General features: G+C 65.4%; 22 protein-coding genes and 1 pseudogene. 5 read left to right on the forward strand and 18 right to left on the reverse strand.

What is annotated here, in order from left to right; genetic code table 11:
* Positions 1–54 precede the first annotated feature (54 nt).
* The 18 genes and pseudogenes from ACMUOY_RS12035 to ACMUOY_RS12120 form a co-directional block, all read right to left on the reverse strand.
* The gene (locus tag ACMUOY_RS12035; RefSeq protein ID WP_413892967.1) at positions 55–1,020 is read right to left on the reverse strand and encodes a formate dehydrogenase accessory sulfurtransferase FdhD; all 966 of its coding nucleotides are present in this window, start codon (positions 1,018–1,020) and stop codon (positions 55–57) included.
* 58 nt (positions 1,021–1,078) lie between these two features.
* Positions 1,079–1,423 carry a hypothetical protein gene (locus tag ACMUOY_RS12040; protein WP_413892968.1) on the reverse strand — a complete coding sequence of 115 codons (345 nt, stop codon included), beginning with the start codon at positions 1,421–1,423 and terminating at the stop codon, positions 1,079–1,081.
* A 19-nt stretch (positions 1,424–1,442) separates the two neighbouring features.
* On the reverse strand, positions 1,443–2,606 hold the full coding sequence (locus tag ACMUOY_RS12045) for a formate dehydrogenase subunit gamma (RefSeq protein WP_413892969.1): 1,164 nt from the start codon (positions 2,604–2,606) through the stop codon (positions 1,443–1,445).
* A 15-nt stretch (positions 2,607–2,621) separates the two neighbouring features.
* Positions 2,622–2,849, reverse strand: coding sequence for a hypothetical protein (locus tag ACMUOY_RS12050; protein WP_413892970.1), 228 nt, complete (start codon positions 2,847–2,849; stop codon positions 2,622–2,624).
* Positions 2,846–3,463, reverse strand: coding sequence for a formate dehydrogenase FDH3 subunit beta (fdh3B, locus tag ACMUOY_RS12055; protein WP_413892971.1), 618 nt, complete (start codon positions 3,461–3,463; stop codon positions 2,846–2,848). The genes ACMUOY_RS12050 and fdh3B overlap by 4 nt, the downstream gene beginning before the upstream one ends.
* 10 nt (positions 3,464–3,473) lie before the next feature.
* Complete coding sequence (locus ACMUOY_RS12060; RefSeq protein ID WP_413892972.1) at positions 3,474–6,434, reverse strand: formate dehydrogenase subunit alpha; 2,961 nt, start codon at positions 6,432–6,434, stop codon at positions 3,474–3,476.
* A 22-nt stretch (positions 6,435–6,456) separates the two neighbouring features.
* The gene (locus tag ACMUOY_RS12065; protein ID WP_413892973.1) at positions 6,457–6,663 is read right to left on the reverse strand and encodes a formate dehydrogenase; all 207 of its coding nucleotides are present in this window, start codon (positions 6,661–6,663) and stop codon (positions 6,457–6,459) included.
* Positions 6,664–6,851: 188 nt separating this feature from the next.
* Complete coding sequence (locus tag ACMUOY_RS12070) at positions 6,852–8,480, reverse strand: mechanosensitive ion channel family protein (protein ID WP_413892974.1); 1,629 nt, start codon at positions 8,478–8,480, stop codon at positions 6,852–6,854.
* A gap of 246 nt (positions 8,481–8,726) precedes the next feature.
* A complete protein-coding gene (locus ACMUOY_RS12075; RefSeq protein ID WP_413892975.1) occupies positions 8,727–9,038 on the reverse strand; it encodes a hypothetical protein in 312 nt (103 codons plus the stop codon).
* 291 nt (positions 9,039–9,329) lie between these two features.
* Positions 9,330–9,728, reverse strand: a pseudogene (locus ACMUOY_RS12080) (type ISP restriction/modification enzyme); the annotation flags it as partial.
* Positions 9,729–9,810: 82 nt separating this feature from the next.
* Positions 9,811–10,524, reverse strand: coding sequence for an RNA ligase family protein (locus ACMUOY_RS12085; RefSeq protein WP_413892976.1), 714 nt, complete (start codon positions 10,522–10,524; stop codon positions 9,811–9,813).
* Between the two features lie 2 nt (positions 10,525–10,526).
* Complete coding sequence (locus ACMUOY_RS12090; protein WP_413892977.1) at positions 10,527–11,060, reverse strand: hypothetical protein; 534 nt, start codon at positions 11,058–11,060, stop codon at positions 10,527–10,529.
* The gene (locus ACMUOY_RS12095; RefSeq protein WP_413892978.1) at positions 11,053–12,342 is read right to left on the reverse strand and encodes an AAA family ATPase; all 1,290 of its coding nucleotides are present in this window, start codon (positions 12,340–12,342) and stop codon (positions 11,053–11,055) included. The genes ACMUOY_RS12090 and ACMUOY_RS12095 overlap by 8 nt, the downstream gene beginning before the upstream one ends.
* Before the next feature lie 107 nt (positions 12,343–12,449).
* Positions 12,450–15,656 (reverse strand): type ISP restriction/modification enzyme, encoded by a 3,207-nt coding sequence (locus ACMUOY_RS12100; protein WP_413892979.1) that lies wholly within the window; start codon positions 15,654–15,656, stop codon positions 12,450–12,452.
* 243 nt (positions 15,657–15,899) lie between these two features.
* A complete protein-coding gene (locus ACMUOY_RS12105) occupies positions 15,900–16,532 on the reverse strand; it encodes a molecular chaperone (RefSeq protein WP_413892980.1) in 633 nt (210 codons plus the stop codon).
* Positions 16,529–18,598 (reverse strand): 4Fe-4S binding protein, encoded by a 2,070-nt coding sequence (locus tag ACMUOY_RS12110; protein WP_413893008.1) that lies wholly within the window; start codon positions 18,596–18,598, stop codon positions 16,529–16,531. Before ACMUOY_RS12110 ends, ACMUOY_RS12105 begins: the two co-directional genes overlap by 4 nt.
* Positions 18,558–19,217 (reverse strand): DUF3306 domain-containing protein, encoded by a 660-nt coding sequence (locus ACMUOY_RS12115; protein ID WP_413892981.1) that lies wholly within the window; start codon positions 19,215–19,217, stop codon positions 18,558–18,560. The genes ACMUOY_RS12110 and ACMUOY_RS12115 overlap by 41 nt, the downstream gene beginning before the upstream one ends.
* Entirely contained in the window at positions 19,214–19,792 is a 579-nt protein-coding gene (locus ACMUOY_RS12120; RefSeq protein WP_413892982.1) for a DUF3305 domain-containing protein, read from the reverse strand. The genes ACMUOY_RS12115 and ACMUOY_RS12120 overlap by 4 nt, the downstream gene beginning before the upstream one ends.
* Positions 19,793–19,922: 130 nt before the next feature.
* Here ACMUOY_RS12120 and ACMUOY_RS12125 point away from each other — a divergent pair, with 130 nt between their 5' ends.
* The 5 genes from ACMUOY_RS12125 to ACMUOY_RS12145 all read left to right on the forward strand — a co-directional run bounded on the left by ACMUOY_RS12125 (position 19,923) and on the right by ACMUOY_RS12145 (position 24,615).
* Positions 19,923–20,612 (forward strand): substrate-binding domain-containing protein, encoded by a 690-nt coding sequence (locus ACMUOY_RS12125; RefSeq protein ID WP_413892983.1) that lies wholly within the window; start codon positions 19,923–19,925, stop codon positions 20,610–20,612.
* A 22-nt stretch (positions 20,613–20,634) separates the two neighbouring features.
* On the forward strand, positions 20,635–21,294 hold the full coding sequence (locus ACMUOY_RS12130; RefSeq protein WP_413892984.1) for a response regulator transcription factor: 660 nt from the start codon (positions 20,635–20,637) through the stop codon (positions 21,292–21,294).
* Entirely contained in the window at positions 21,291–22,631 is a 1,341-nt protein-coding gene (locus tag ACMUOY_RS12135; RefSeq protein ID WP_413892985.1) for an ATP-binding protein, read from the forward strand. The genes ACMUOY_RS12130 and ACMUOY_RS12135 overlap by 4 nt, the downstream gene beginning before the upstream one ends.
* Positions 22,632–22,714: 83 nt before the next feature.
* Complete coding sequence (locus ACMUOY_RS12140) at positions 22,715–24,181, forward strand: DegQ family serine endoprotease (protein ID WP_413892986.1); 1,467 nt, start codon at positions 22,715–22,717, stop codon at positions 24,179–24,181.
* Positions 24,182–24,372: 191 nt separating this feature from the next.
* Complete coding sequence (locus ACMUOY_RS12145) at positions 24,373–24,615, forward strand: 4Fe-4S binding protein (RefSeq protein ID WP_413892987.1); 243 nt, start codon at positions 24,373–24,375, stop codon at positions 24,613–24,615.
* The last annotated feature ends 6 nt before the right edge of the window (positions 24,616–24,621 follow it).

Here is a 24,621-nt window from a genome sequence, read left to right on the forward strand (position 1 = left end):
CCTGCACGATCGGCTGGTGCCGAAGCGGCCGCAGTGGCGAGCGTGGCGTGCTGTTCAGGCCGCTGCGCGCAGGCGCGGGCCGGCCAGCTCCGGCTGCAGCTGCAGGCGCTCGGCGCCCGCGTAGCAGACGAAGCGCCGGTTCGTGGCCCGGCCGATGGCGCACAGGCCCAGGCGCTGGGCCACCTCGTGGCCCATCTGCGTGATGCCGCTGCGCGAGACCACGATCGGCACGCCCATCTGCGCGGACTTGATCACCATCTCGCTGGTCAGCCGGCCCGTGGTGTAGAACACCTTGTCGGCGCCGGACAGGGCCATTTCGGACAAGCCGTCGGGCGCCGCAGGGTCGCCCGACGGCGCGAGAACCCCCTCGTGGGGCAGCGCCGCACACCCAGTGGCCCCCGTGGGGGCCTCCTGCCTCATCCACATCCAGCCCGCTATGGTGTCGATGGCGTTGTGCCGGCCCACGTCTTCCACGAAGACCAGCATCTCCTCGCCGCGAAACAGCGCGCAGCCATGCACCGAGCCGGCCGACTTGTAGGTGGACTCCTGCAGCCGGATCGCGTTGACGATGCCATACAGCTGGGCCTGGCTCAGCGTGGCGGCGGGCAGTTCGATCCCGTCGATCTCGTCCATCAGTTCACCGAACACACTGCCCTGCCCGCAGCCGGTGGTGACCACTCGCCTGGCGGTCTTCTCTTCGATCCGGTCGATGCCGCGGTGGGTCTTGACGGCGGCCGCGCCGACGTCCCAGTCCACGGTAATGGATTCGACTTCAAAAGGCGACGTCAGCAGGCGCTGGTTGCGAAGGTAGCCCAGCACCAGCAGTTCGGGGTGCGCGCCCAGCGTCATGAGGGTGACGAGCTCACGCTTGTCCACGTAGACGGTCAGCGCACGCTCGGCCGGAATGGACAGGCGCTCGGTTTCGCCAAACTCATTGACCGCGAGGACCTCCCGGGTCAGGGGCGCCTGGGCGCGACTCAGACGCGGCAGCACGGCGCCGTGGTCAACAAAAGGGGGCATGACAAGGTGCCGGTGGGGCCCGCCCCACGGGCCTCCGGTGTGACAGACATCGAGGGAATCAGGGTTTCTTGGCCGCCTGCGCGGGAGCCGGTGCTGCCGCAGCGGCTGCAGCCACCCCAGGAGCCGCGGGCGGCGGATAGACAAACGGGCCCGGATCGACGCACGCAGGCATTTCGGCGGCGGCTGCCGTGGGCTTGCCCTCGGCCTTGGCCGTCTTGTAGTAGTAGGCCGCCACGCGGTCCTGCGACTTGCACAGCTGCCAGGCATCCACCTTGCCGCTCCAGGCGGTCTTGGCCGCGGCTTCGGCCGCCTTGGCCTTGGCCTCGTCGGTGGGAGGGGGTAGCTTGGCCAGGGCCGCGGTGGCCAGCAAGCCGGCGGCGGCCAGAATGATCAGGGACTTCATGTCGGACTCCCGTGTGGGTTCAAACCTGGACGGTCGGGGCAGCGACCGTCTGTTGTGAGCGTTGCGCCGGAACGCGCCCCGCCTGGATGTCTTCAAGCCAGCCCTCGTGGTGCTCCCTGGCCCAGGTCTCGTCCACGTAGCCGGTCTTCATGCCTTCCATCGCGCCCTCGGTGATCCAGCCCAGGTAGATGTGCCCCATGAAGATCACCATCATCAGGATGTTCGAAACGGAGTGCACCATGTGCGCGATCTGCATGGTCTGGCGCTCGTAGACCAGGCCGGGAATCAGCTTGTCGAGCACCAGGCCCGACGCCACGCCCACCAGGCCCAGCACGAACACGCCGGCCCAGAACACCACTTTTTCGCCGGCATTGAAACGGCCCGACTTGATCTCGTGCCCGGACAGCATGCCGCCGCCCTTGAGCAACCAGGTCAGGTCACCCTTGGCCGGCAGGTTGTCGCGCACGAAGGTCACGATCACCACCACCAGCGAGACCGCGAACACCGGGCCCGCAAAATTGTGCACATTCTTCAGGGCATAGGCCAGCCAGCCGAACAGCGTGTGGCCGAAGAGCGGCAGCAGCACATACTGGCCGAACGCCATGACCAGACCGGAAATCGCCAACATCGAGAAGGCAATGGCATTGGCCCAGTGGGCCGAGCGCTCGAACGGGGTGAAGCGCTCCAGCTTGCGTCCGGTGGGCGCACCCTTGAGCTTGATGGTTCCGGCGCGCCAGTAGGCCAGCGCCAGGCCACCCAGCACGATCAGCAGCAAGGCACCACCATAAGGAATGATCCAGCCGTTGCGGACCTGCCGCCAGGCCTCACCGGCGTTGGTCAAGCGCGAGCCAGGGTACTGGACAAAGGGCTGGATCAGGTTGCCCGCCTCGGGCGCCTCGCTCTTGGGCAGGCTGCTGTAGCCGGTGACGCCGCTGCCCACCTGGCGCCACATCGGTGCGTTGTTGCCGGGCTGCACCTGGGCGCGCTCGCCGTTGTTCTGCTTCACGTAATTCGGATCGGTGCTGGCATCGGGCGCCAACTCGAACACATTGGCGCTCTTCACGCCGGCTTCGGCCGCGGCCGCGGGCGCTGCCGCCGCAGGCTGCAGCGCGGCGGGGCTGCCCTGGGCCTGCGCACCCAGGCCCAGCACCAGCAGTGCGGCGGCAATCAGGGGTCGGATCATGATCGTCTCCCGGGTTCAGTTGCCGACGCGCGTGTATTCATTCTGGCCATACTGGGTGCGGGCGCGCATCTCGCCTTCCCAGCTGGTCTTGTCGCCCACTTTCCAGCCCGGCGCGGTGAACGCGGCCACTCCGGTGCCAGCCCAGGGCGCCACGCTCTTGCGGCCTTCGCCGAGAGACTGGGGCTTGTCGCCGCACGCGGCCAGCAGAAGAGCGGCCGAAAGAACCAGAAACAGCGCCTTCATGATTTGCCTCCTGCGTCCTTGCCCCCGGCCTTGGAACCGTAGGCGGTGCCCCAGCCCCAGACTTCCGCGCCCTTGCCGCGCTGGACGACCCGGGTGCGCAGGATGTCGGCCAGCACGTCACCGTCACCGGCCAGCAAGGCCTTGGTGGAGCACATCTCAGCGCAGATCGGCAGCTTGCCCTCGGCGAGGCGGTTGCGTCCGTATTTCTCGAACTGCGCCTCGGATCCATTGGCCTCCGGACCGCCGGCGCAGAAGGTGCACTTGTCCATTTTGCCCCGCACGCCGAACGTGCCCTGCGACGGGAACTGGGGCGCGCCGAATGGGCAGGCATAGGAGCAGTAGCCGCAGCCGATGCAGACATCCTTGTCGTGCAGCACGACACCTTCGTCGGTGCGGTAGAAGCAGTTGACCGGGCACACCGCCATGCAGGGCGCATCGGAGCAGTGCATGCAGGCCACGGAGATCGATTTTTCCCCCGGCTGGCCGTCGTTAAGCGTCACCACCCGGCGGCGATTGACGCCCCAGGGAACCTCGTTCTCGTTCTTGCAGGCCGTGACGCAACCGTTGCATTCGATGCAGCGCTGCGAGTCACAGATGAATTTCATTCTTGCCATCGTGTTCCCCTCATGCCTTCTCGATATTGCAGATCGTCGTCTTGGTTTCCTGCATCATCGTCACGGCGTCGTAGCCGTAGGTGGTGCCGGTGTTGACCGCCTCGCCACGCACGATGGGGTGCGCGCCGGCCGGGTAGTAGGCCAGCAGGTCTGCGCCCTGCCAGTGTCCCGAGAAGTGGAAGGGCAGGAACACGGTGTCGGGGCCGACGCGCTCGGTCACCAGGGCCTGCACGTTCAGCCGGCCGCCGGTGGGCGTGGTGACCCAGACCCGGCCGCCATTGACAACACCACGGTCGGCAGCGACCTTCGGGTTGATCTCGACGAACATCTCCTGCTGCAACTCGGCCAGCCAGGGGTTGGAACGGGTTTCCTCGCCACCGCCCTCGTACTCGACCAGGCGCCCCGAGGTCATGATCAGCGGGAATTTCTCGTACAGCTTGTCCGCAAGGTTCTTGTCCTGCAGGCTCTTGAACAGGGTCGGCAGCCGCCAGAACGCCTTCCTGTCGGCCGCGGCCGGGTACTTGGCCGCCAGGTCGGGCCGGGTGCCATACAGGGGCTCGCGGTGCTGGGGAATCTGGTCGGGGAAGTTCCAGACCACGGCGCGCGCCTTGGCATTGCCGAAGGGATGGCAGCCGTGGACCTTCATCACCACGCGCTGGATGCCGCCGGACATGTCGGTCTTCCAGTTCTTGCCCTCGGCGGCTGCCTTTTCCGCATCGGTCAGATCGTTCCACCAGCCCAGCTTCTTGAGCAGGATGTGATCGAATTCCGGGTACCCGGTGGTGATGTCGGCACCCAGCGAGCAGGAGCCGTCTTCAGCCAGCAGGCTCACGCCTTCGCGCTCGACACCGAAGTTCGCCCGGAAGTTGCCGCCGCCGTCCATCACGTGTTTGGAGGTGTCGTACAGATTGGGCGAGCCCGGATGCTTGAGCTCCGCCGTGCCGTAACACGGCCATGGCAGGCCGAAGTAGTCGCCCGTGAAGTCGTAGCCGGTTTCCTTGTCCTTGCCGCCCTTGGCCTTGAGCGTCTTCACGTCGAAGACATTCATGTTGCGCATGTGGGCCTTCAGCCGCTCGGGGCTCTGGCCGGTGTAGCCGATGGTCCAGACGGAGCGGTTGATCTCGCGCAGGATCTCTTCGGGCACCGGCTCATCCAGGCCCTTGACCTTCTGCATCTTGTAGTTCTTGACCAGCTCCTTGCCGAAGCCCAGCTTCTCGGCAAACTGGTACATGATCATGTGATCGCTGCGGCTGTCCCACAGCGGCTCGATGACCTTCTCGCGCCACTGCAGCGACCGGTTCGATGCGGTCGCGGAACCCGTGGTCTCGAACTGGGTCGCCGCCGGCAGCAGGTACACCGCGCGGTTGGGATTCAGGTCCTCGGGCTTGCCCGGCATGGCCGCCATCGCGGCAGTGGCCGACGGGTACGGGTCCACCACGACCAGCAGATCCAGCTTGTCCATGGCGCGCTTCATCTCCAGGCCGCGGGTCTGCGAATTGGGCGCATGGCCCCAGTAGAAGATGCCGCGCAGGTTGGAGTCCTGGTCGATGAGGTCGTTCTTCTCGAGAACGCCGTCGATCCAGCGCGACACCGTGATGCCCGGCTTGGACATCATCGCGGGCGACGCGAACTGCTTCTTGATCCACTCGAAATCGACACCCCAGGCCTTGGCGAAGTGCTTCCACGCGCCCTCGACAATGCCGTAGTAGCCCGGCAGCGAATCCGGGTTGGGGCCGACGTCGGTGGCGCCCTGCACGTTGTCATGGCCGCGGAAGATGTTGGTGCCGCCGCCGCTCTTGCCGACGTTGCCCAGCGCCAGTTGCAGGATGCACGAGGCGCGCACCATCGCGTTGCCGGTGGTGTGCTGCGTCTGGCCCATGCACCAGACGATGGTGCCGGGGCTGTTCTCGTGCAGCATCGTGGCGACCTTCAGCATTTGCGCTTCCTTGACGCCGCAGGCCTCCTCGACCTTGTCCGGCGTCCACTTGGCCATCACCTCGGCCTTCACCGCGTCCATGCCGTAGACCCGGTCATGGATGTATTTCTTGTCTTCCCAGCCGTTGTTGAAGACGTGATACAGCAGGCCGAACAGGAAGGGAATGTCGGAGCCCGAGCGGATGCGCACGTACTCGTCGGCCTTGGCTGCGGTGCGCGTGAAGCGCGGGTCCACCACGATCATCTTGCAGCCGGTCTCCTTGGCGTGCAGCATGTGCACCATGCTGACCGGATGCGCCTCGGCGGCGTTCGAACCGATGTACAGGGCGACCTTGCTGTTCTGCATGTCGTTGTACGAGTTGGTCATCGCACCATAACCCCAGGTGTTGGCCACGCCGGCCACCGTGGTGGAGTGGCAGATGCGCGCCTGGTGGTCGCAATTGTTCGAGCCCCAGAAGCTCACGAACTTGCGAAGCAGGTAAGCCTGCTCGTTGCTGTGCTTGGACGATCCGACGAAGTAGACGCTGTCAGGCCCGCTGGCCTTGCGCAGCTCCATCATCTTCGCGGTGATCTCGTTGAGCGCGACATCCCAGCTGATGCGCTGGTACTTGCCGTTCACCAGCTTCATCGGGTAGCGCAGGCGGTATTCGCCGTGGCCGTGCTCGCGCAACGACGCCCCCTTGGCGCACAGGCCGCCCATGTTGATGGGGGAGTCGAACACCGGGTTCTGGCGCACCCAGACACCGTTCTCCACGACCGCATCGACCGCGCAGCCGACCGAGCAATGGGTGCAGACCGTGCGCCGCACCTCGACCTTGCCGGTGCCCACCGCAGTGGCGCTGGCCGCGTCCGCCTTGCGCACCAGGCTGAGCTGGCCGGCCGCGAGGCCCACCCCGACGCCGAGCCCGGAGCGGCGCAGAAAACTGCGGCGGTCCATGGTGGGCAAGGCCGCGGAGAGGCCGCGGCGAAGACTGTGCACAAAGGGCGATGACGGGGTGCCACCGGGCAAAGTGCCGGACTTTCTGGTCAACAACATGGACAACTCCTGGCCGACGGGCCTAGATGCGGGCGGTCTGGTAATACTGACGGACGTGATCGGACAGACTGTAGCCCCCACCGTTGGGGGGCGCTTTGGGAAGCGCGGCGGTCGCCGGCGTGGCTTCACGCACCCCAGGCAACAGGCTGGCGGCCGCAGCAAGGGCACCGACGGTGCCCGCTCCGACAAGGGCGGTGCGGCGCGACACCGGGCTGGGAGGTTGATTCATGCAATGTCTCCTGAAGGGCTCCACGTAGGAACCGTTGTGCATATGCGAACCAATATAGCAAGGCCTTTCCATCCGGGCAAGGGTGGATTACGCGAAGTCGTGTCTCCTGGGCGCACCACGGCAACGCGAGGAAACTCCTGAATCAGTAGCAGGAAACGACCCTCTCACGCTGGGGAATGGCCAGAAATTCACGAATCCCTTTTCACCGGCGCCGGAAACCAGTCCTCGGGCTTGACCACTTTCGCGTCGTGGGGATCGCCCATGTAGTGCGGCGACATGATCTGCACACCGTACTCGTTGAAGACATCCTGGATGTTGGCGTGAAGCATGCTCATTACTTCCGCGCGGGGACGCGGCCGGCTGGGCACGGCCTGCGCGACCAGACGGTACTCCGGGTAATAGTCGGACAGGGCCACCTGAAAAACCGTCGGCGCAGGAGACTGAAGGATGCCGGGGGTCCGCTTCGCCGCCTCGACCAGCATCGCCTCCACCTGGCGCCAGGGCGTGTCGTAGCCGATGGTGACCGTGGTATCGACGACGTAGCCGTCGCCTTGCACGGAGCGCGAATAGTTCTTGGTCACCGTGCCGGTGATCATCGAATTGGGCAGCGTCAGCTCCTCGCCCAGCCCGGTGCGAATGGTGGTGGTGAACATGCCCATCTTGACCACGGTGCCTTCGTGCTCGCCAATGCGCACGTACTCGCCCTGCCGGATCGTGCTCGTGTAGGTCAGGATCAGTCCGGCCGCGCCCTGACCCACGATGCTGGACGCGCCGAGCGACACCATGACGCCCAGCAGCACGGACAGCCCCTTGAAGGCGTCCGTCTCGGCGCCCGGGAGATAGGGGTAGGCCATGGCGATGGCAAACAGCCAGATGCCGATGCTGAACAGGCGCCGTGTGGTGGGCATGGTCTCGCGGCTCAGCCAGCTGATCGACGTGCCGGCGCGGACCATGCGCTCGAAGAAGCGGCCCAGAAACCCGATGAAGACGCGCGCCAGCATGAAGATCGCCAGCGCAATGCCCAGACCTGGAACGGCCTCCAGCATGCTGTGCAGGATCACCCCGATGACGTTCAGCAGGTAGTCGTTCAGCCGCTCACCCCAGGCTCGGGTGTAGGGAAAACGCGAAAGCAGGAAGCTCGCCCATTCATAGGTCAACAGCAGGATCACCAGCCCGCGCAGCGCCTTCAGCACACGCTGAAGAAATGGCACGAGTTGATGCCCCTCGATGATCTGGGTGCCGCCGATCTTGAGATTCCTGACCCGCGTCTCCACGCTCGAAACCAGGAGCTTGTCCAGCCAGACGCGCAAACGCACAACCAGCCAGACCATCAGCCCAAAGACGAATGTCGCGATGGCCGAGATACCCAGCGCCGTGAGCAGCAGGTGCAGATCCCGCGCTTCGCGATTTTCGGCAATGATCAGTTCCAGCTGACGCGCAGCCTGGCTGGCCGTTGCCTTCACATCGTCCTGCCGCAAGGGATCGACGTCGCCGGCCGTCACCACGAAAGCCAGCCGCTCATCGATCATCAACAACTGCCCCTCCGGGTTGTTCTTGACGGACACGGCGAGCTTGCCACCCTGGTTCAGCGCTTCATTGATCGAAAAACGCGCCCTGTCGACACGCGCCTTGGGCGGTGCCCCCAGCAGACTGGATCGAAACACCACCACGGGCCGGTTGAACATGACCAGCGTGGCCGCATCGCTCGATGGCTCGGCATTGGCGGGTTTCGCTGACGGCGTGGCCTGGGACCAGGCCGACCCCATGAGCAGCAGGGTCAGCACCAGTACGGTCAGGGCTCGCAAAACTGATCGCATTTCAAGGCTCCGGTTTTCGTTCACCCGCAATATAGTCCGCCCGGCATGAAAAACCGGCCGTACACAGCATATTTCGCCTCTTGAAATCAAGCCCCAACGGGCCTACCACGACCCCCAGCCGGCCTCAGCGCCCCACCGCCTTCATCGCCGCCACGATGCGCACCGTTTCCACGCTCAGACGGTACGCAACGAACGTGTGAGCCAGCGTGTGATGAAGCCGTCTCAAGAAAATTTACAGCGGGTGCATCAGATGGGAATCTCGTAGGCCTGGTTGCTCCGAACCCAGGACGCAAGTCCCGCCTTGATGTTTTTCACTCGCCAGGCGGCAAAGGCCGGGTCGGCATTGACGGCATCCAGCGTCGCTCCCAGTTGGGCCGAGGAATCGAACCGGCAGGCAAAGACCATGTTGCCAACCTCGCCCACCTGAACCGACCAGACGCTGACCTGCGCCCCGTGCTTTCGCCACAGGTCGGCGGACTCCTTGATCAACCCCAGAAGGGCTGGAAGGTCGGCACCCGGTGTGGGTGCGAAAACGTACTGAAGCATTGTCTGAGCCATCGCATTCTCCTGTTGAAGCAACGGCCTGCAATCGGACCGCCGCCGTCGCATTGAGCGCCCGAATCTGACATCCGTCAAATTTCAGGCATCCCCGCCACCAAAGCCCACGACGGCAGCGAGGCAGGACCTTCGCGCCCGACTGGTGCCATCGGTGCGTCGCGCTTCCTGCACCGGCTTACCCTGAATCGACGCTTCACAAACCATAGCAATTTATGACCATTCCACGACGGGATGAGGCTATTTTCCCTTGAAATTCAGCCCAAACGGGCCGTCTCAGGCCCCCAGCGGCCCTCAGCGCCCCGCTGCCTTCATCGCCGTCACGCTGCGCACCGTTTCCACGCTCACCGTGGTCACGCGTGCCAGCAGATCGATGACTTTTTCCTTGTGGTCGGCAAAGCGGTAGGTGTCAAACTTCTCGCGAATGGTGGGGTCCTTGGGCTTCTTTTCCTTGTAATGGTCAAGCACCCAGTCCAGCGCGCAGCGGTTGCCGAGTCTGTAGGTCCAGGCCTCGGGCGGGATGCCGCGCAGGGTGGTTTCGCTATCGAGCGTGATGCAACCGGCGGCCGGGTCGGCGCGCAGGATGGCTTTGGGGGACAGTCCGGCGGCGCGGGCTTTGGCTTCGGGAGTGTCGGTGCGCGCGAGCAAGACCGGCGCCACGGCTTCATAGCCGATGTGCAGCGCCATCAGCGCCTGGCACCAAGAGGACCGTGGCCAAAGAACCTTTCGAACCTATCGCCGATGTTGCACGATCGGGCCTTCCCACTTCGGCCCATCAAGCAACTGGTAGGCCCCATTTGATTGACACCTTTCGATCCAATTGATTCCACTCCAGCGGGCGGTTGCGCCAGTGGGAATCAATCGCTTGAGTGAAGTCTGGTCGAACCAGTTTGGCGCGCGCTTCCAACCAGTCGACGTTTTCCCGGCGAATCACAAGCCCCTCCAGGGCGCCAGGCCGAAAACGGCTCTGGTCGTTCGAAATCCATTGACGTAACTGCGCCATGCCAACCCGCCCGGAATGCAGGCGCGGAACAACGGTCAGTCCGTGCAACCTGGCCCATGCATCGCGCCGCACCGTGCTCCAGAAGCGGCCTTCCGTGCGGTCATAGATGTCAAACAGCAGCCACCAGTCAGGGAGCGTCGCGTAGTCCAGCGAATGACGCGCCGCGCACCATTCGCCAAACGCCATCAGGTGCGTGCCCAGCGCATCGAAAAGGCGGTCTTCATGCGCCGCCAGCCACGGCCCCAGCCGTGCGAACTGTCCGTGAAACGGCGGCGCCAGGTACTGGCCCCTGTTTTGCGGCCGCACCTGCCCTTCCGGCGAGACAGAAAAACCCAGGCTCGCGCCATCCAGCTTTTCCTCAACCACCACCTCGCCCGCAAGTACCTCAGCCGCATCGGCGGGTGACAGCACCTTGTCATCGCGCGGAACCCCCGGAGCCAGCCAAGCGATGTGCGGTGTGTGGGGAAAGCGAAAGAAGGCGGTCATGGCTATTTATTGTGTTTTTCTTGCCATTTTGCGCGGAGCCAGTCTTCCAGCAAATGCTCTACCTCCAGCCCCGCCGCCGCCAGTGGCGCCTTACAGTCCAGCCAGTCAGTGTCGCAGGCATTCGTCAACTTGCAGACGTGGCCTTCGCTGATTGCAGCAAGACCAGCGGACACCATTTTCCGATCCGCCAGATCGGTCACGCTGTCGGCCAGGGAGGGCACAAGCACGGCATGACCATCAACATCCAGTTCCAACCCAACCCAAATGACCTCGTTTTTGTCCTTTTTCCGCATCAGCGCAAGCCACCCATAGTCCTGCTCAGTCAACTTGTTCAGGTATTCGCCACATATACGCCAATCCCAGTCCAGCACAGCGTGCCGCTCTGGATCTTGTTCAAATTCCTGCATCCACTCCAAGACCCTTTTGCGCAATGCCTCCTCTTGTACAGGCGTCGATCCGGGCCGAAACGGAGATCCATCGTCCGCCGCGCTGGCCACGATCAACACATTGGTGTCCACCACTCGCGATTCAGCCATTCGCAACCTCATGCATGCGCTGTGCGCGGGCCTTCGCCTGCTCGCGCGCCTCGCCGACGCTGTCGCCAAAGAAGTTTGGCGGCCAATTCTTGACAGTCCCAAACTCGTCAACGTCAAGTAGACGCAAGACCGCGTCGGCACCTTGCCGCTCAACGAACAGCATTCGACATTTTTGCGTGTTGGTCTTGCGCCGAGCAATTAATGTTTGCATGCGCCGGAACAGATGCTCGGAGTGCGTTTCAACAATAAACTGCACGTCGCGTTGTTTGCTAACTTCCACAAACATCTCAGCTAGGACCGACTGCGCCAGCGGATGCAAATGGATTTCGGGCTCCTCCAGCAATACCGTGCTACCGCGTGGGACGAAGTAAGCGACGGTCAGTACGGGCAATACCTGAGAAATACCGATGCCCACATCCCGTAAGTTGGCCGCAACACCGTCCTTGTGGATGACCAACTCGTAGCGGCTAGAGCGACCCACTTGCCGGACTTCGATTTTTTCGGCAACTCCCATTTTTTTCAACCAGCGAGAAACGCCATCAAGCGTCTCGCCTTGATCCTCGGCCTTTAGCAGGGCGCTAGCCAGCAAGGCTTCCATCACCTTGTGACCGTCGCTACCCACCTCTCCCGGCTTGGATTTGTTCCACACATAGTCCCGCTCAGGTTTACGGCGCAAGGGCCCGAGATAAACGATGGCCTCTAGCTCGCGACGAATCGCCAAACTCAAATCCTGCAAGTGTGCGCCGTCAGCCCCAAGCAGGGCGATGGCCTCCGCCGGCAATGCGATTGATCTTTCCGGAGCCAAAAGGCGTCCTTTTGCACGCGGTTGCGCTTCGTCGTCGACCATCAGGGAATACGCACCTTTGTCACGGCGGATCGCCCGGAAACGACGTGCAACGGTAGAAAGGGTTAACTCCTGAATAGCAACGGCCCCGCTGGATGTTTGTCCATAACTGCAGGCAAATTGACCTTCTTGAACTCGTTCGTCACCGGGTCGACGGAAGTTGAAAGCCAACTCAAACTGGCGCGGTGCGTTGGCGCCGTGCGTCAACACATTGTCGAAATCACCGAAGTTGAAGAAGTCATGGGCTTCGTCTCCGCCAAGATTCAGGTGAATGGTCCTGTCGGGCGAAGCCACTGTCTGCTTTAGCAGCAACAGGCTCTGCAGCAAAGTGGACTTGCCTGACGAGTTGGTGCCCAGCAGCATCGTGACCGGGGCCAGCGTCACAGCGCCACTCTCACGCCAAGCTTTCACATTCTTGAGTTGAATTTGATCGATCACCTCGAACCACCTTGCTTCCAAATTTATAGCTAGCTACAACCATTCACCGACGGAAAACTGCCGATTATTCACCTGAATTGTCCCGAGGCGCGCCCGTCCAGTCGGCCTCAGCGCCCCGCGGCCTTCATCGCCGCCACGATGCGCACCGTTTCCACGCTCACGGTCGTGACGCAGGCCAGCAGGTCGATGACCTTTTCCTTGTAGTCGGCGAAGCGGTAGGTGTCGAACTTCTCGCGGATGGTGGGGTCCTTGGGTTTCTTTTCCTTGTACTGGTCGAGCACCCAGTCCAGCGCGCAACGGTTGCCGAGCTTGTAGGTCCAGGCCTCGGGCGGGATGCCGCGCAGGGTAGTCTCAGTATCCAGCGTGATGCAACCGGCGGCCGGGTCGGCGCGCAGGATCGCTTTGGGGGGCAGGCCGGCGGCGCGGGCCTTTTCGTCGGGGGTGTCGGTGCGCGCCAGCGGGAACGGCGCGACGGCTTCATAGCCGATGTGCAGCGCCATCAGGGCCTCGCCCCAAGCGGCCCAGTGCCAGAAGTCAGCCGGCGACGTGCCGTAGAGCGGGATGCGCGGGAATTCGCGCTTGAGGTTCTGCGCGTATTTCTCGCGGTACACGGGGTCGTGCAGCACGGCGTAACAGTAGTGGAAGATGGCTTCCTTGGTGATCTTTTTCGGCTTGCCGGCGCCCGTTCCAACGCCCTTCGCCGTTCCCGTCACCGCTCGGGCTGAGCCCGCTGAAGGCTCTGCCAGCCCTTCGAGAGGCTCAGGGCGAACGGGGGGTTTGTAGTGCGCAGTGAACTGCTTGAGAGCCCAGTCGGTGATGTTGTCGACTCGCTCGCCCGACTCATAACGCCAAAACGGCAAACACTCGGTTCCGGCCGCTGCACCGACAAAGTGCAGGTCCGGCAAGCTGGAAACGGCAGACGCCATGAACGGCTTTTGCGAGCCGGGCTGGGTATAGACAATGGCCCTGTTATCCCACTCACCCTCGACAGGGAAAATGGAGTCTTGCTGGTAAAGCCGGTGCGTGATGACGTCGGAGTAGTAAGTCCAGCGGCGGAAAAAAGGGCGGTACATGGCCGACCGGACTCGCACCGGGTCCATGGCAAGCGCGGTTCCGCGCACGAGGTGCGCTTCGAGCTCGGATGTCCACTTGATTTCCCGGGACACAAACTCACCCGTTTTAGCTGGCCTCTTCGTAGAGCTCCACCGTAGGCGCTCACTCTCGTAGGTGTCAACAAAGTGCTGCACTTTCGCTTGAAGAACATCGCGGGACTCGTCGTAAACCCATTCGTCACGATTCGTCACGACGCCAAGCGAAAGCTGCTTGAAAATTGCCCGCTCCTTCCCCGCCGTCGTCGCCGCTTTCGTCGCCTTGCTCGCCAGCGGCATCAGCGTCTGGAAGTCGTTGCTGGTCAGGTTCACCCAGTTGTGCATCTTGTCCGGCTGTACCTCGTCGAAATCGAGGGCGCGCATCGGGTGGCTGGCGAGGAAGCTGAGCTTTTCCTCGGCGGTTTCCATCTCGGGCCGGCGCACGTAGTGCACGCGAGCGAGGCGCTTGTCGCGGGTGGCGCTGACTTTCTTCACCATGAAGCTGATCGCCACGCCGGTCTGGATGCCGAAGACATTGTGCCTGGTGCCGCTGAGCTTGGGATTGGCGCGCACGTCGCCGCCCAGGTCCACCACGTAGATGTCGGCAAACTCCTGCGCCACGGTCTTGCGGAAGCCGTCGAAGGTGCGGCTCTCGATGAAGCTACGGTTGGTCACGAAGGCCAGCACGCCGTTCTCATTCAAGCGGTCGCTGGCCCAGCGGAAGAAGCGCGCGTACATGTCGTAGAGCTTGGTCTTCTGCGCGGTGCTCTCGGCGATGTAGGTGGCCTTGATGCGCTGGTCGATCTGCGGGTACTCGCGGTTCTTGTTGTTGTCGTTCTCGTTGGCCTGGTTCGCGTTGTAGGGCGGGTTGCCGATCACGACGCTGATCTTGCGGCTGTTCTGGCGCCTGATGCGGGCGACGTTTTCCTCGCTGACGCTGCCAAACAGCTCGGCCGTGGTGCCTTTGGCGGCGGTGTGCAGGCCCACGTTGTCCAGCGTGTCCACGAAGCACAGGTTGGGAAATTCGGCGTACTGGCCGGTGATGGCCGCGTAGGTCGATTCGATATTCAGGTTGGCCACGTAGTACGGCAGGATGGCGACCTCGTTGGCGTGCAGCTCGTGGCGGTACTTGTGCTCCAGCTTTTTGGGCTGGCCGCGGAAGTGCTCCAGCAGCTCGCAGATATAGGTGCCAGTGCCCGTGGCCGGGTCAAGGATGTCCACGTCGCGGTCGATCAGGTTCTTGCCGAAGTGGGTTTCACAGAGCCAGTCGGCGCCGTCGATCATGAAGCGCACGATCTCGTTGGGCGTGTAGACCACGCCCAGGCGGTCGGCGGCTTTGGTGTTGTAGACCTTGTAGAAGTTCTCGTAGATCACCTTCAAAAAGGTCTGCTTCTCGCCGTGGCTGCTGATCTGCGCGGCGGCGGCGCGGATGGCTGCGTAGTACGTTTCCAGGCCCTTGAGCGTGTTCTTCTTCAGCGCGCCCGTGAAAAAGGCGCCTTCCAGCGCGTACAGCTCGCGGGCGACGTTGTTGTGCTGGTGAAAGTCGCTCTCATTGAAGACGTTGGCAAAGATTTCCTCGGTCAGGATGTGCTGGATCAGCATCTCGCGCACGTCGGCCTCGCCCAGCGCCGGGTTGATGGCCTCCTGCGCGTGGGTGAGAAACCTGGCCTGCGCCGCGCGGAAGTCGGCATTGCCGGTCTCCTGCTTGTCGATCATGGTGCGCAACGCTTGCAGCACGGTGGGCAGGTCTGCCTTGAACTGCTCCACCGCGGCGCGGAAATCGGCGATCTCCTTGCGCTCGAAGCCGAAGAACAGCTTGAGCAGCTTCTCCAGCTGGACGGTGTCGGCCATGTCGCATCGCAGCACCTCTTCCTTGTGCTGGATGAGCACGGCGGTGCGGTCGTCGCTGAAGATGATGTTGTCCTGCGGATAGCCCTTCTTGAACTTCTTGGTGATCTCTTCGTCCAGATCGTCGGCGGCGTCCTTGGCCTCCCAGTAGCCCAGCGGCATTCGCAGCTCGTGCAAGAGCGCGCCATCGACGGCGATGTTGGTTTTGGTGGCGGTCTTTAGCGGGTACTCGGCCAGGAAGATCAGATCGTGCTGGCGGCCCCAAGCCTTGAGCAGGTCCTTGAACGCCTCGCGCACGATGGTCTCGCGCTGGCTGCCGCTGGCCCGCTTGATGAGGTCGAGCTGCTTGAGGTAGTCGTTGATCAGGATCTGGCTCATGGGAGGGCTCGGGCGGTCATTTCAGGGGCATTATTGAGCCAAATTGGCCTCATCCCAGCGTCAATTGGTCATGATGCGCTATGGATTTGATATTCAATCGGCACAGATTCAGCCTTCGCTGCCAGCATGCCGAGGCCCAAGGCAGAGGCATCGCGCGCTTCCGGCACGCCACTCGTTGGCGACAAAGGCTTCGCAATGCATAGCAGCCAATGACCATTCCACCCTGGGAACAGCCCATTTTTGTCAGGAATCGAGCAGATCGAAGCCCTGCGCCTCCACGCTGAGGAAGGCGCGGGTGAAACCGGCCAGGTCGGCGTTGAAGCGGGCCTTAGGATGGGCGGCGATGGCGTCGCACATCTCCCCGGCCCAGGGCTGGATGTGGCGGGCAAAGAAAGCCTGCTGGCGGGCCAGGTTGGCCACGGCCACGTCGTCGCCCGCGATCAGGTAGCGCATGACCTCGCACAGGCAGGCGAAGTGGTCTTCGGTCTCGGACATGGCCTCGTCGCGGGCCAGGCCCAGTTCGGCCAGGTCGTCGCGCAGCTTGATCAGGGGCTTCTCGTTGAGGAAGCCGCTCAGGTAGTGGGAGCCGTAGAGGAAGATCTCGGGCTTGCCGACGCCGCCGAACAGATCGTCGTATTCGGTCTGGATCGCCTCATCGCTCAGCGCACGTGCAGAGCCCACCAACGCACGCCAGGGCTCCTCCAGGAAGCCGCCGGCCGCCGGGGCCTCGGTGACGGCCACGCGCAGCTGGGCCAGAAGCTCGGACGAGGGCGGTGCGTAGTACAAGGCGGCCAGCAGGCCGTAGACCTCGGCGCGGGCGGTTTCCTCGTCCAGTGCGGAGCTGTCCGCGCCGGCAGGTGCAAGGGGGAGGCTCATAGGTCGGTGATCCTGGTTTCGTTGTCGGCGGAGTAGATGTCGATGACCCGGCAGTCGCCGCACATTTTCAGGCGCTCGAGCGCCGCACCCTGGAACATGCTGTGTCCGGCCAGCTTGCCCAGCATGGCTTCGATCGCCAGCAGCGTGCCGAACGGCTTGCCGCAGCGCACGCAGGCATAGGGTTGCGTTTCATTGAGCACCCGGGCCGCCTTGCGTTCGTCGCTCAACAACAGGCGCGGCTGCAGCGCCAGCGCCTGTTCCGGGCAGGTGACCACGCACAGGCCGCACTGCACACAGTTTCTTTCGATGAAGCGCAGCTGGGGCAGATGCGGGTTGTCCTGCAGCGCGCCTGCCGGGCAGGCGCTGACGCAGCTCAGGCACAGCGTGCAGCGGTCCTTGTCCACGGTGACCGAGCCGAAAGGAGCGGCGGGCGCCGGCAGCGCGATGGCCTGGGGCCGCGCGCTCTCGGCCAGCGGCGCCTGGGCGATCAGGTGGTCCAGCGCCAGGTCGAGCGTGCCGCGCTTGTCGGCCATGACCGCAAAACGCGCGGGCGCGGTGGCTATCTTCTGCATGGTAGTGGCCAGCGCCTGCAAGCCGGCGTCGAGGTCGGTGGGGCTGGCGGCGCGCAGCAGCTGCAGGTGGGTGCCGGTGTAGCCCAGTCCGTGCAGGATGGCTTGCGCCACGTCCATCTGGGCCTGCAGGCCGTCCAGGTACTGCGGCGCTTCCTCGGCCGTGACCAGCACCACGACCTGGCTGGCGCCGTACGCGATGGCGCTGAGCCAGACGTCCAGACCCAAGCTGGCGGTGTGCCACAGGGACAGCGGGATCACATTCGCCGGCACGCCCTGCGCCACCTTGAGCTGCGCCGCGCGGCCGAGTTCCTCGACCAGCGCCTTTCCGCGCTCCTGGCTGTGCAGCAGGATCACCGCGTCCTTTCCGCCCGCGGCGGCGTAGGTGCTCAGCAGCGTCTTGAGCCGCACGCCCTGCTCGTTGGCGCGCGGGTAGGCGTAGGTGAGCGCCCCAGTCGGGCAGACGGTGGTGCAGGCGCCGCAGCCCACGCACAGGTTGGGGTTGACCTTGATCTGCTGGCGGCTCTTTTCACTGGAGATCGCTTCGGCCGAGCAGATGTCCACGCAGGCGTTGCAACCGGTTTTTTCGTTGCGGCTGTGGGCGCAAAGCTTCTGCTTGTAGACGAAGAACTTCGGCTTCTCGAACTCGCCGACCAGCTCGCGCAGCTTGAGCACCGTGTGCAGGTCCTGGCCGTCCCAGCGGAAATAGCCCTGCGGCAGCGCGTGCTGGTTGAAGGTGGGCGTGGCGCTGGCGGCGCGCAGGTCCAGCACCAGGTCGAAACGCTCGGACTGCTGCGCGGGTGAGCGCGTGAAATCAATGGCGCCAGCCACCTGGCAGGCCTTGGCGCAAGCGCGGTGGGACTTGCATGCCGCCAGATCGATCTGGTAATCCAGGCCGATGGCGTCTTCCGGGCAGGCGGCCACGCAGGCGTTGCAGCGGGTGCACAGGTCCAGGTTGATCGGGTTGTTCGCCTCCCAGCGCAGGTCGAACGCGCCCAGCCAGCCGTTCAGGGCGGTGATGCGCCCGCCCAGCACCGGAAACTGCCGCGCCTGCGCGCCACCGGCGCTGCCCGGGCCCGTGGCGAAGATCGTGATGTCCAGCGCGTCTGACAGCAGCGCCGCCGCGCGCTCGGCGGCATCGAGGGCACCGATGATCAGCACGCGCCCGGCGCTCTTGAAGCTGACCGTGGGCACCGGCTCGGGGTCGCTCAGTCGCGCGGCCGCCAGCAGGGCTGCGATCTTGGGCGTGGCCTTCGCGGCATCGCGGCTCCATCCGCCAGTCTCGCGGATGTTGACAAATCGGATGACGGAGACCGCGCTTTCGGTTTGCTCTGCCAGTTCGGAGAACAGGCGCTTTTCCTGGGTGCAGGCCACGAGCACGTCGTCGCCAGACTGAATGGCTTTCTGGAACGCCCCGGCCTCGCGGCGGCACAGGGTGGAGTGCAGCGTCAGGTCTTCATGCAGGGCCTGGCCCAGCGCCTTGGCGCTCAGCGGCATCGTCCGGTTGCAATCGCAAATCAGTGTGGGCATCGTCGGGGTCCGTGGAACCTGGCTCGGCGCCAGGGGTCGGGGCGCCGTCGGTCGGCGCCGGTAATTCGGGCGGGAGCTCGGACTGTGCCACGTCCGCAGCGGGCGGGCTATCGGCATCATCCCCAGCAACCGGGACATTCGAGCCGCTTGCGGGCTCGTCTTCGACCAGGTTCAGGAAGCGCGCGCTGACCATCTGGCGCAGCATGGCGGCGGGCAGTGGATCGGGCTGGCTGTAGTCGTCAATGTAGATGTCGAGCCGGTCCATCACATTGAAGTGCGGATCGGCAAAAAGCTTCTTGACGGCGGCGTTGCGAACATCCGTGGTCACGCCCCGCGCCATGAAGGGTTTGAAGTCCGACGACGGGTCCAGCGATCGGACATCCTCCAGCGTGAGCGCGGGCGCCTCGTCGCGCGCCGGTGTGCCACCGGCCGTGCCTGGCGTCGGGCCGGCCGCGCTTGGGTCCGCCGGCGGGGCCGCAGTGGCGGCCGGCGCTGCGGCCACAGGCTTGGGCTCTGGCGGCGCCACCCCCTCTTCGCGCACCGCCTGCTTGCGGCGCGACCAGCGCCCCAGAAAACCATCGCTCATGACGCGCCACCATGACCGCCGCCGAACTTCTTCCCGGTGCTCACCACGGCCGGATTGCCGAAGCGGTCCTGCAGGCCGCGGAAGCTCTGCGGCCGCTGCCGGCGCCGGGGTTCGTCCACGTGATGGGCTTCGGCAAACGCGCGCAGCCAGTCGATCACATCGGGGGGCGCCGGCACCTGGTCCACCGTCTCCTGGGCGTCCAGCCAGCGACCGGCGTCGTGGTAGCTCAGCGAAACCATGGCCGGGCGGGCCATCGGTTCGTCGGCCTGGGTCGGTTCTTCTTCCATGCGCCACAGGACAAACCAGCAGGGTGCGGGGGTCGAGACGTTCAGCAGATAGCCATCGGCGTCGTCACGGAACAGCTCGACCGTGAAGCCGGGGTGCAACCAGCGCTCCTCATCCGGTGTCTGCAGCAGGCAGCGCGCCTCAGACCCGAAACCGGACTCATGGGGCACCACGTCGGCCACCACCCAGCGCCAGGTCTGCCAGCGGCTCATCGCGCCGGGCACGCGTTCGCGGCGCATGAGCACCGCGACCTGCAGGCGGGGACGATCGGCGGATTCGGACGGGTTCATGGAGCGTGACGCGCAAAGTGCGAACTGTAAGGCACCCCCGCGAAGCAGGTCGGCGCAAGGGGTCAATAGAATGCCGGCTTGCGCCCGCCAGCCGGGCGCTCCGCTGCCACCGACTTTCGCAGGACCCCGCATGGCTGAACCGATCCGCATCATTTGCTCCATGGCGACGCGCCAGCTGCTGGCCGATCTCGTGGCCGAATTTCGCAAGACGTCGTCACAGGCGGTGCAGGTCGAATCCGTCGGCGGCGTCGATGCCGCCAAACGCGTGCAGGCCGGCGAGGCCTTCGACGCCGTCGCCCTGGCCAGCGACGCCATCGAGCGGCTCACCGAGGCCGGCCACCTCGTGCCCAGAAGCCGGGTCGATCTGGTGCGCTCCGGGGTGGCCATTGCCGTGCGTGCCGGGGCCGTGCGGCCTGACATCGGCAGCGGCGACGCGGTGCGCCGCGCCGTGCTCGCCGCAAAGACACTGGGTTACTCCACCGGGCCCAGCGGGGTGCAGCTGGCGCGCCAGTTCGAGCGCTGGGGCATCGCCGAGCAGATCAAGGACCGCATCGTGCAGGCGCCACCGGGCGTACCGGTGGGCCAGCTGGTGGCCGAGGGCCGGGTCGAACTGGGCTTTCAGCAGCTCAGCGAGCTGATGAACCTGGGCGGCATCGAGGTGCTGGGCCCGCTGCCCGAGGACATCCAGATCATCACCACCTTCTCGGCCGCCGTGTCCGTGACGTGTGCCCGGCCGGACGCGGTGCGCGCGCTGCTGGCCTTCATGGCGTTACCGGCCATGGATGCAGTCAAGCGCCGCAACGGGATGGAGCCGGGCTGAACCCGCACCCACTCGCCTGCCCATGCGCCTGCTCCTGGTGGAAGACGATCCGATGATCGGCGAGACCGTGCTGGACCTGTTGCGCGCCGAGCATTACGCCGTCGACTGGGTGCGTGATGGCGACATGGCCGACACCGCGCTGCTTGACCACGCCTACGACCTGGTGGTGCTGGACCTGGGCCTGCCGCGCCGCGACGGCCTGAGCGTGCTGCGCACTCTGCGCGCCCGGCTCGACCGCACGCCGGTGCTGATCGCCACCGCGCGCGACGCCAAGCCCGACCGCATTGCCGGGCTGGACGCCGGCGCCGACGACTATGTGCTCAAGCCCTACGACCTGGACGAGTTGCTGGCGCGCATCCGCGCGCTGCTGCGCCGTGCCGCAGGGCGCGCCGAGCCCGTGTACGAGCACCAGGGGGTCAGCATCAACCCGGTCACGCGCGAGGTCACCGCGGGTGGCGAACCGGTGGTGCTGTCCGCGCGCGAGTGGGCCGTGCTGGAGCCCCTGCTGGCGCGACCCGGCATGGTGCTGTCGCGCAGCCAGCTGGAGGAAAAACTCTACGGCTGGAAAGACGGCATCAGCAGCAACGCGGTGGAGGTCTACATCCATGGCCTGCGCAAGAAGCTGGGCGCCGATGTCATCCGCAACGTGCGGGGCGTGGGCTACATGGTGCCGCGAGCATGAGCGCGCCTCATTCCCCCTCGCACTCGCTGCGCGCGCGGCTGCTGTGGCTGCTGCTGGCCGCCGTCCTTCTGGGCACGGCCACACAAGGCCTGTTTGCCTACCGCACGGCGCTGGCCGAGGCCGACCAGATTTTCGACTACCACATGCAGCAGATGGCGCTGTCTCTGCGCGCGGGACTGCCGGTCAGCGGCGCGGGCGTGCCCGGCGAGGACGCCTCGGACGGGGCCGCCGATGAATTCGTGGTGCAGGTCTGGACCGCCGACGGCCTGCGCATCTACCAGTCCGGCGCCTGGGCGGCGCTGCCGCAGCGCGCGGTGCTGGGGTTTTCCGAGGTGCAGGCGCGCGGCACGCGCTACCGGGTGCTGTCCGTGCAGACCCGCGGCCAGGTGGTGCAGGTGGCGCAGGACCTGGCCGTGCGCCGCCAGATGGCGCGCACGCTGGCGTTGCGCACCGTGTTGCCCACCGCGCTGATGGCGCCGCTGCTGATGCTCATCGTGTGGTGGGTGGTCACCCGTTCGCTGGCACCGGTGTCGAGGGTGCGGCGCCAGCTCGCCCAGCGTCAGAGTGCCGACCTGGAGCCGGTCAGCGAGGACGGTCTGCCCGACGAGATCCGACCGCTGGTACACGAGCTCAACGGGCTCTTTGACCGCGTGCGCGAGGCCTTTGAAGCGCAGAAGAGCTTCGTGGCCGATGCCGCCCATGAGCTGCGCTCGCCTCTGGCGGCGCTGAAGCTGCAGGTACAGGCCCTGCGCCGCGCGGGCGACGACGAGACCCGTGCCCGCGCAGCCAGCCGGCTGGAGGCCGGCATCGACCGTGCCACCCGCCTGGTGGAGCAGCTGATGGTGCTGGCGCGCCAACAGGCCACGGCCGCATCGGGAACACAGCCGCAGCGCGTCGCGCTGGCCGCCATCGCCCGCCAGGCCGTGGGGGAGCTGGCCGAGGCGGCCCATGCGCGCCAGATCGACCTGGGCCTGACATCCGTCGACGAGGCGCTGGTCCGCGGCTACCCCGATGCGCTGGACATGCTGGTGCGCAACCTGTTGGACAACGCCATCAAATACACCCCGCCGGGGGGTACCGTGAACCTGGAGATCGCCAGCGTGGACGGCGCCCCGCTGCTGCGCGTGGACGACAGCGGGCCCGGCATCGCGCCCGACGAACGCGAGCGGGTGCTGGACCGCTTCTACCGGATCGCCGGCAGCGACGCCAGCGGCAGCGGCCTGGGCCTGCCGATCGTCAAGGCGGTCGCGGTCCTGCACGGCGCAACACTCGCCCTGCTGCCCTCGCCCAGCCTGGGCGGCCTGCGCGTCGAGGTCCGCTTCTTGCCCGCCGCCTGACCCGCCCGAAACTTAAGACCCGCCTAAGTCGGGGGCCCGATATTCAGAGCCTGTGCATTCACCTGTCTTTGAAAGGATCCCCGATGAAAACTCCCGTGCTCTCCTCCAGCCGTCTGGTTCTGGCGATGCTGGCCTCTGGCGTCATCGGCGCAGCGGGCTTCGGCGCGCTCAGCAGCACGCACGCCAGCTCCGCAGCGACCACCGCCCCGGCGCCCGTCGCCGCTGCTGCCGCACCGGCCGTCACCACCCCCGACTTCGCCCAGATCACTGCGCAGCATGGCGCGGCCGTGGTCAACATCAGCGTTGCAGGCACCAGCAAGGCCTCGGCCGGCGGCCTTGAACTGGACCCGAGCGACCCCTTCTCCGAATTTTTCCGCCAGTTCCCCGGCCCGCGCGGCCGCGGCGGCCCGCAGCAAGGCATGCCCACGCGCGGCCAGGGCTCGGGCTTCATCGTCAGCGCCGATGGCACCATCCTGACCAACGCCCACGTGGTGCAGGATGCGACCGAGGTGACGGTCAAGCTCACCGACCGGCGCGAGTTCAAGGCCAAGGTGCTGGGCTCCGACCCGCGCACCGACGTGGCCGTGATCAAGATCGAGGCGAAGGGCTTGCCCACCGTCACCCTGGGCAGTACCCGCAGCCTGCGCGTGGGCGAATGGGTGCTGGCCATCGGCTCGCCGTTCGGCCTGGAAAACACCGTAACCGCCGGCGTGGTCAGCGCCAAGGGCCGCACTCTGCCCGACGACAGCTTCGTGCCCTTCATCCAGACCGACGTGGCGGTGAACCCCGGCAACTCCGGTGGCCCGCTGTTCAATGCGCGCGGGGAGGTGGTGGGCATCAACTCGCAGATCTACAGCCGCACCGGCGGCTACCAGGGCCTGTCGTTTGCGATCCCGATCGAAATCGCCACCAAGGTAAAAGACCAGATCGTGAGCACCGGCAAGGTCAGCCATGCACGCCTTGGGGTGTCGATCCAGGAGGTCAACCAGGCCTTTGCCGACTCCTTCAAGCTCGACAAGCCCGAAGGTGCGCTGATCTCCAGCGTGGAGGCGGAAAGCCCGGCCGAGAAGGCCGGCCTCAAGAGCGGCGACGTGATCCGCAAGGTCAACGGCCAGCCCGTCATTGCCTCGGGTGACCTGCCTGCCGCGATCGGCCAGTCCACGCCGGGCGAGAAGGTCACGCTCGACGTCTGGCGCCAGGGCCGCAACGAGGTGATCCAGGCGACCCTGGGCGGTGCCAAGGACAAGGCGACGCAGACCGCCAAAGCCGAAGGCGAGCCCGGAAAAGGCAAGCTGGGCCTGGCGCTGCGCCCGCTGCAACCGCAGGAGAAGCAGTCATCCGGCCTCAGCGGCGGCTTGCTGATCGAGCAGGCGGCGGGCCCTTCCGCCAAGGCCGGCGTGCAGCCCGGCGACGTGCTGATCGCTGTCAACGACACCCCGGTGCGCAGCGTGGAGCAGGTCCGTGAACTGGTCGGCAAGAATGGCAAGACGGTCGCCCTGCTGATCCAGCGCGGCGAGAACAAGATCTTCGTGCCGGTTCAGGTGGGTTGATTCGGTTCTGTTTTGATAGCACATTCTGACCGCTGGACGCTGGGGAAGCGCCCATCCGGTCATGAAAGCGGCCCGCAAAGGCCTCTGCACGGCGTGCGGGGCGCCTGCGGGCCGTTCAACTTCTTGCCGAGCGCGGGTAGAGTGAGGCGGCCGAACCCAGGCCCCGCCGATTCCAAAGAAACGCCCCGCGCATGCCCGTCCTTCACCGTGACCTGCTGCCCCAGATTGATGCCGCACGCTGCACCGGCTGCGGCTGGTGCGTCGCAGCCTGTCCGTTCCACCTGTTGAGCCTGGAAACCAAAGGCTGGAAAAAATCGTCGGTACTGGGCGACGCGGCGGCCTGCACCGGGTGCCGGAAATGCGCCGTCCGCTGCCCGTTCAACGTGATCACGATGGTGAAAAAAAAGCCCCCGACGGATGCCGGGGGCTCTTGACGGGCG

Origin of the sequence: Candidatus Skiveiella danica, from assembly GCF_022705245.1 — a bacterium.
Classification (GTDB): Bacteria; Pseudomonadota; Gammaproteobacteria; order Burkholderiales; family Burkholderiaceae_C; genus Skiveiella; species Skiveiella danica.

What these genes read in the sequence shown, in the direction of transcription:
- ACMUOY_RS12035 (WP_413892967.1), bottom strand. Translation starts at nt 1,020, where the DNA reads ATGCCCCCTTTTGTTGACCACGGCGCCGTGCTGCCGCGTCTGAGTCGC.
- ACMUOY_RS12040 (WP_413892968.1), bottom strand. Translation starts at nt 1,423, where the DNA reads ATGAAGTCCCTGATCATTCTGGCCGCCGCCGGCTTGCTGGCCACCGCG.
- ACMUOY_RS12045 (WP_413892969.1), bottom strand. Translation starts at nt 2,606, where the DNA reads ATGATCCGACCCCTGATTGCCGCCGCACTGCTGGTGCTGGGCCTGGGT.
- ACMUOY_RS12050 (WP_413892970.1), bottom strand. Translation starts at nt 2,849, where the DNA reads ATGAAGGCGCTGTTTCTGGTTCTTTCGGCCGCTCTTCTGCTGGCCGCG.
- fdh3B (WP_413892971.1), bottom strand. Translation starts at nt 3,463, where the DNA reads ATGGCAAGAATGAAATTCATCTGTGACTCGCAGCGCTGCATCGAATGC.
- ACMUOY_RS12060 (WP_413892972.1), bottom strand. Translation starts at nt 6,434, where the DNA reads ATGTTGTTGACCAGAAAGTCCGGCACTTTGCCCGGTGGCACCCCGTCA.
- ACMUOY_RS12065 (WP_413892973.1), bottom strand. Translation starts at nt 6,663, where the DNA reads ATGAATCAACCTCCCAGCCCGGTGTCGCGCCGCACCGCCCTTGTCGGA.
- ACMUOY_RS12070 (WP_413892974.1), bottom strand. Translation starts at nt 8,480, where the DNA reads ATGCGATCAGTTTTGCGAGCCCTGACCGTACTGGTGCTGACCCTGCTG.
- ACMUOY_RS12075 (WP_413892975.1), bottom strand. Translation starts at nt 9,038, where the DNA reads ATGGCTCAGACAATGCTTCAGTACGTTTTCGCACCCACACCGGGTGCC.
- ACMUOY_RS12085 (WP_413892976.1), bottom strand. Translation starts at nt 10,524, where the DNA reads ATGACCGCCTTCTTTCGCTTTCCCCACACACCGCACATCGCTTGGCTG.
- ACMUOY_RS12090 (WP_413892977.1), bottom strand. Translation starts at nt 11,060, where the DNA reads ATGGCTGAATCGCGAGTGGTGGACACCAATGTGTTGATCGTGGCCAGC.
- ACMUOY_RS12100 (WP_413892979.1), bottom strand. Translation starts at nt 15,656, where the DNA reads ATGAGCCAGATCCTGATCAACGACTACCTCAAGCAGCTCGACCTCATC.
- ACMUOY_RS12105 (WP_413892980.1), bottom strand. Translation starts at nt 16,532, where the DNA reads ATGAGCCTCCCCCTTGCACCTGCCGGCGCGGACAGCTCCGCACTGGAC.
- ACMUOY_RS12110 (WP_413893008.1), bottom strand. Translation starts at nt 18,598, where the DNA reads ATGCCGCTGAGCGCCAAGGCGCTGGGCCAGGCCCTGCATGAAGACCTG.
- ACMUOY_RS12115 (WP_413892981.1), bottom strand. Translation starts at nt 19,217, where the DNA reads ATGAGCGATGGTTTTCTGGGGCGCTGGTCGCGCCGCAAGCAGGCGGTG.
- ACMUOY_RS12120 (WP_413892982.1), bottom strand. Translation starts at nt 19,792, where the DNA reads ATGAACCCGTCCGAATCCGCCGATCGTCCCCGCCTGCAGGTCGCGGTG.
- ACMUOY_RS12125 (WP_413892983.1), top strand. Translation starts at nt 19,923, where the DNA reads ATGGCTGAACCGATCCGCATCATTTGCTCCATGGCGACGCGCCAGCTG.
- ACMUOY_RS12130 (WP_413892984.1), top strand. Translation starts at nt 20,635, where the DNA reads ATGCGCCTGCTCCTGGTGGAAGACGATCCGATGATCGGCGAGACCGTG.
- ACMUOY_RS12135 (WP_413892985.1), top strand. Translation starts at nt 21,291, where the DNA reads ATGAGCGCGCCTCATTCCCCCTCGCACTCGCTGCGCGCGCGGCTGCTG.
- ACMUOY_RS12140 (WP_413892986.1), top strand. Translation starts at nt 22,715, where the DNA reads ATGAAAACTCCCGTGCTCTCCTCCAGCCGTCTGGTTCTGGCGATGCTG.
- ACMUOY_RS12145 (WP_413892987.1), top strand. Translation starts at nt 24,373, where the DNA reads ATGCCCGTCCTTCACCGTGACCTGCTGCCCCAGATTGATGCCGCACGC.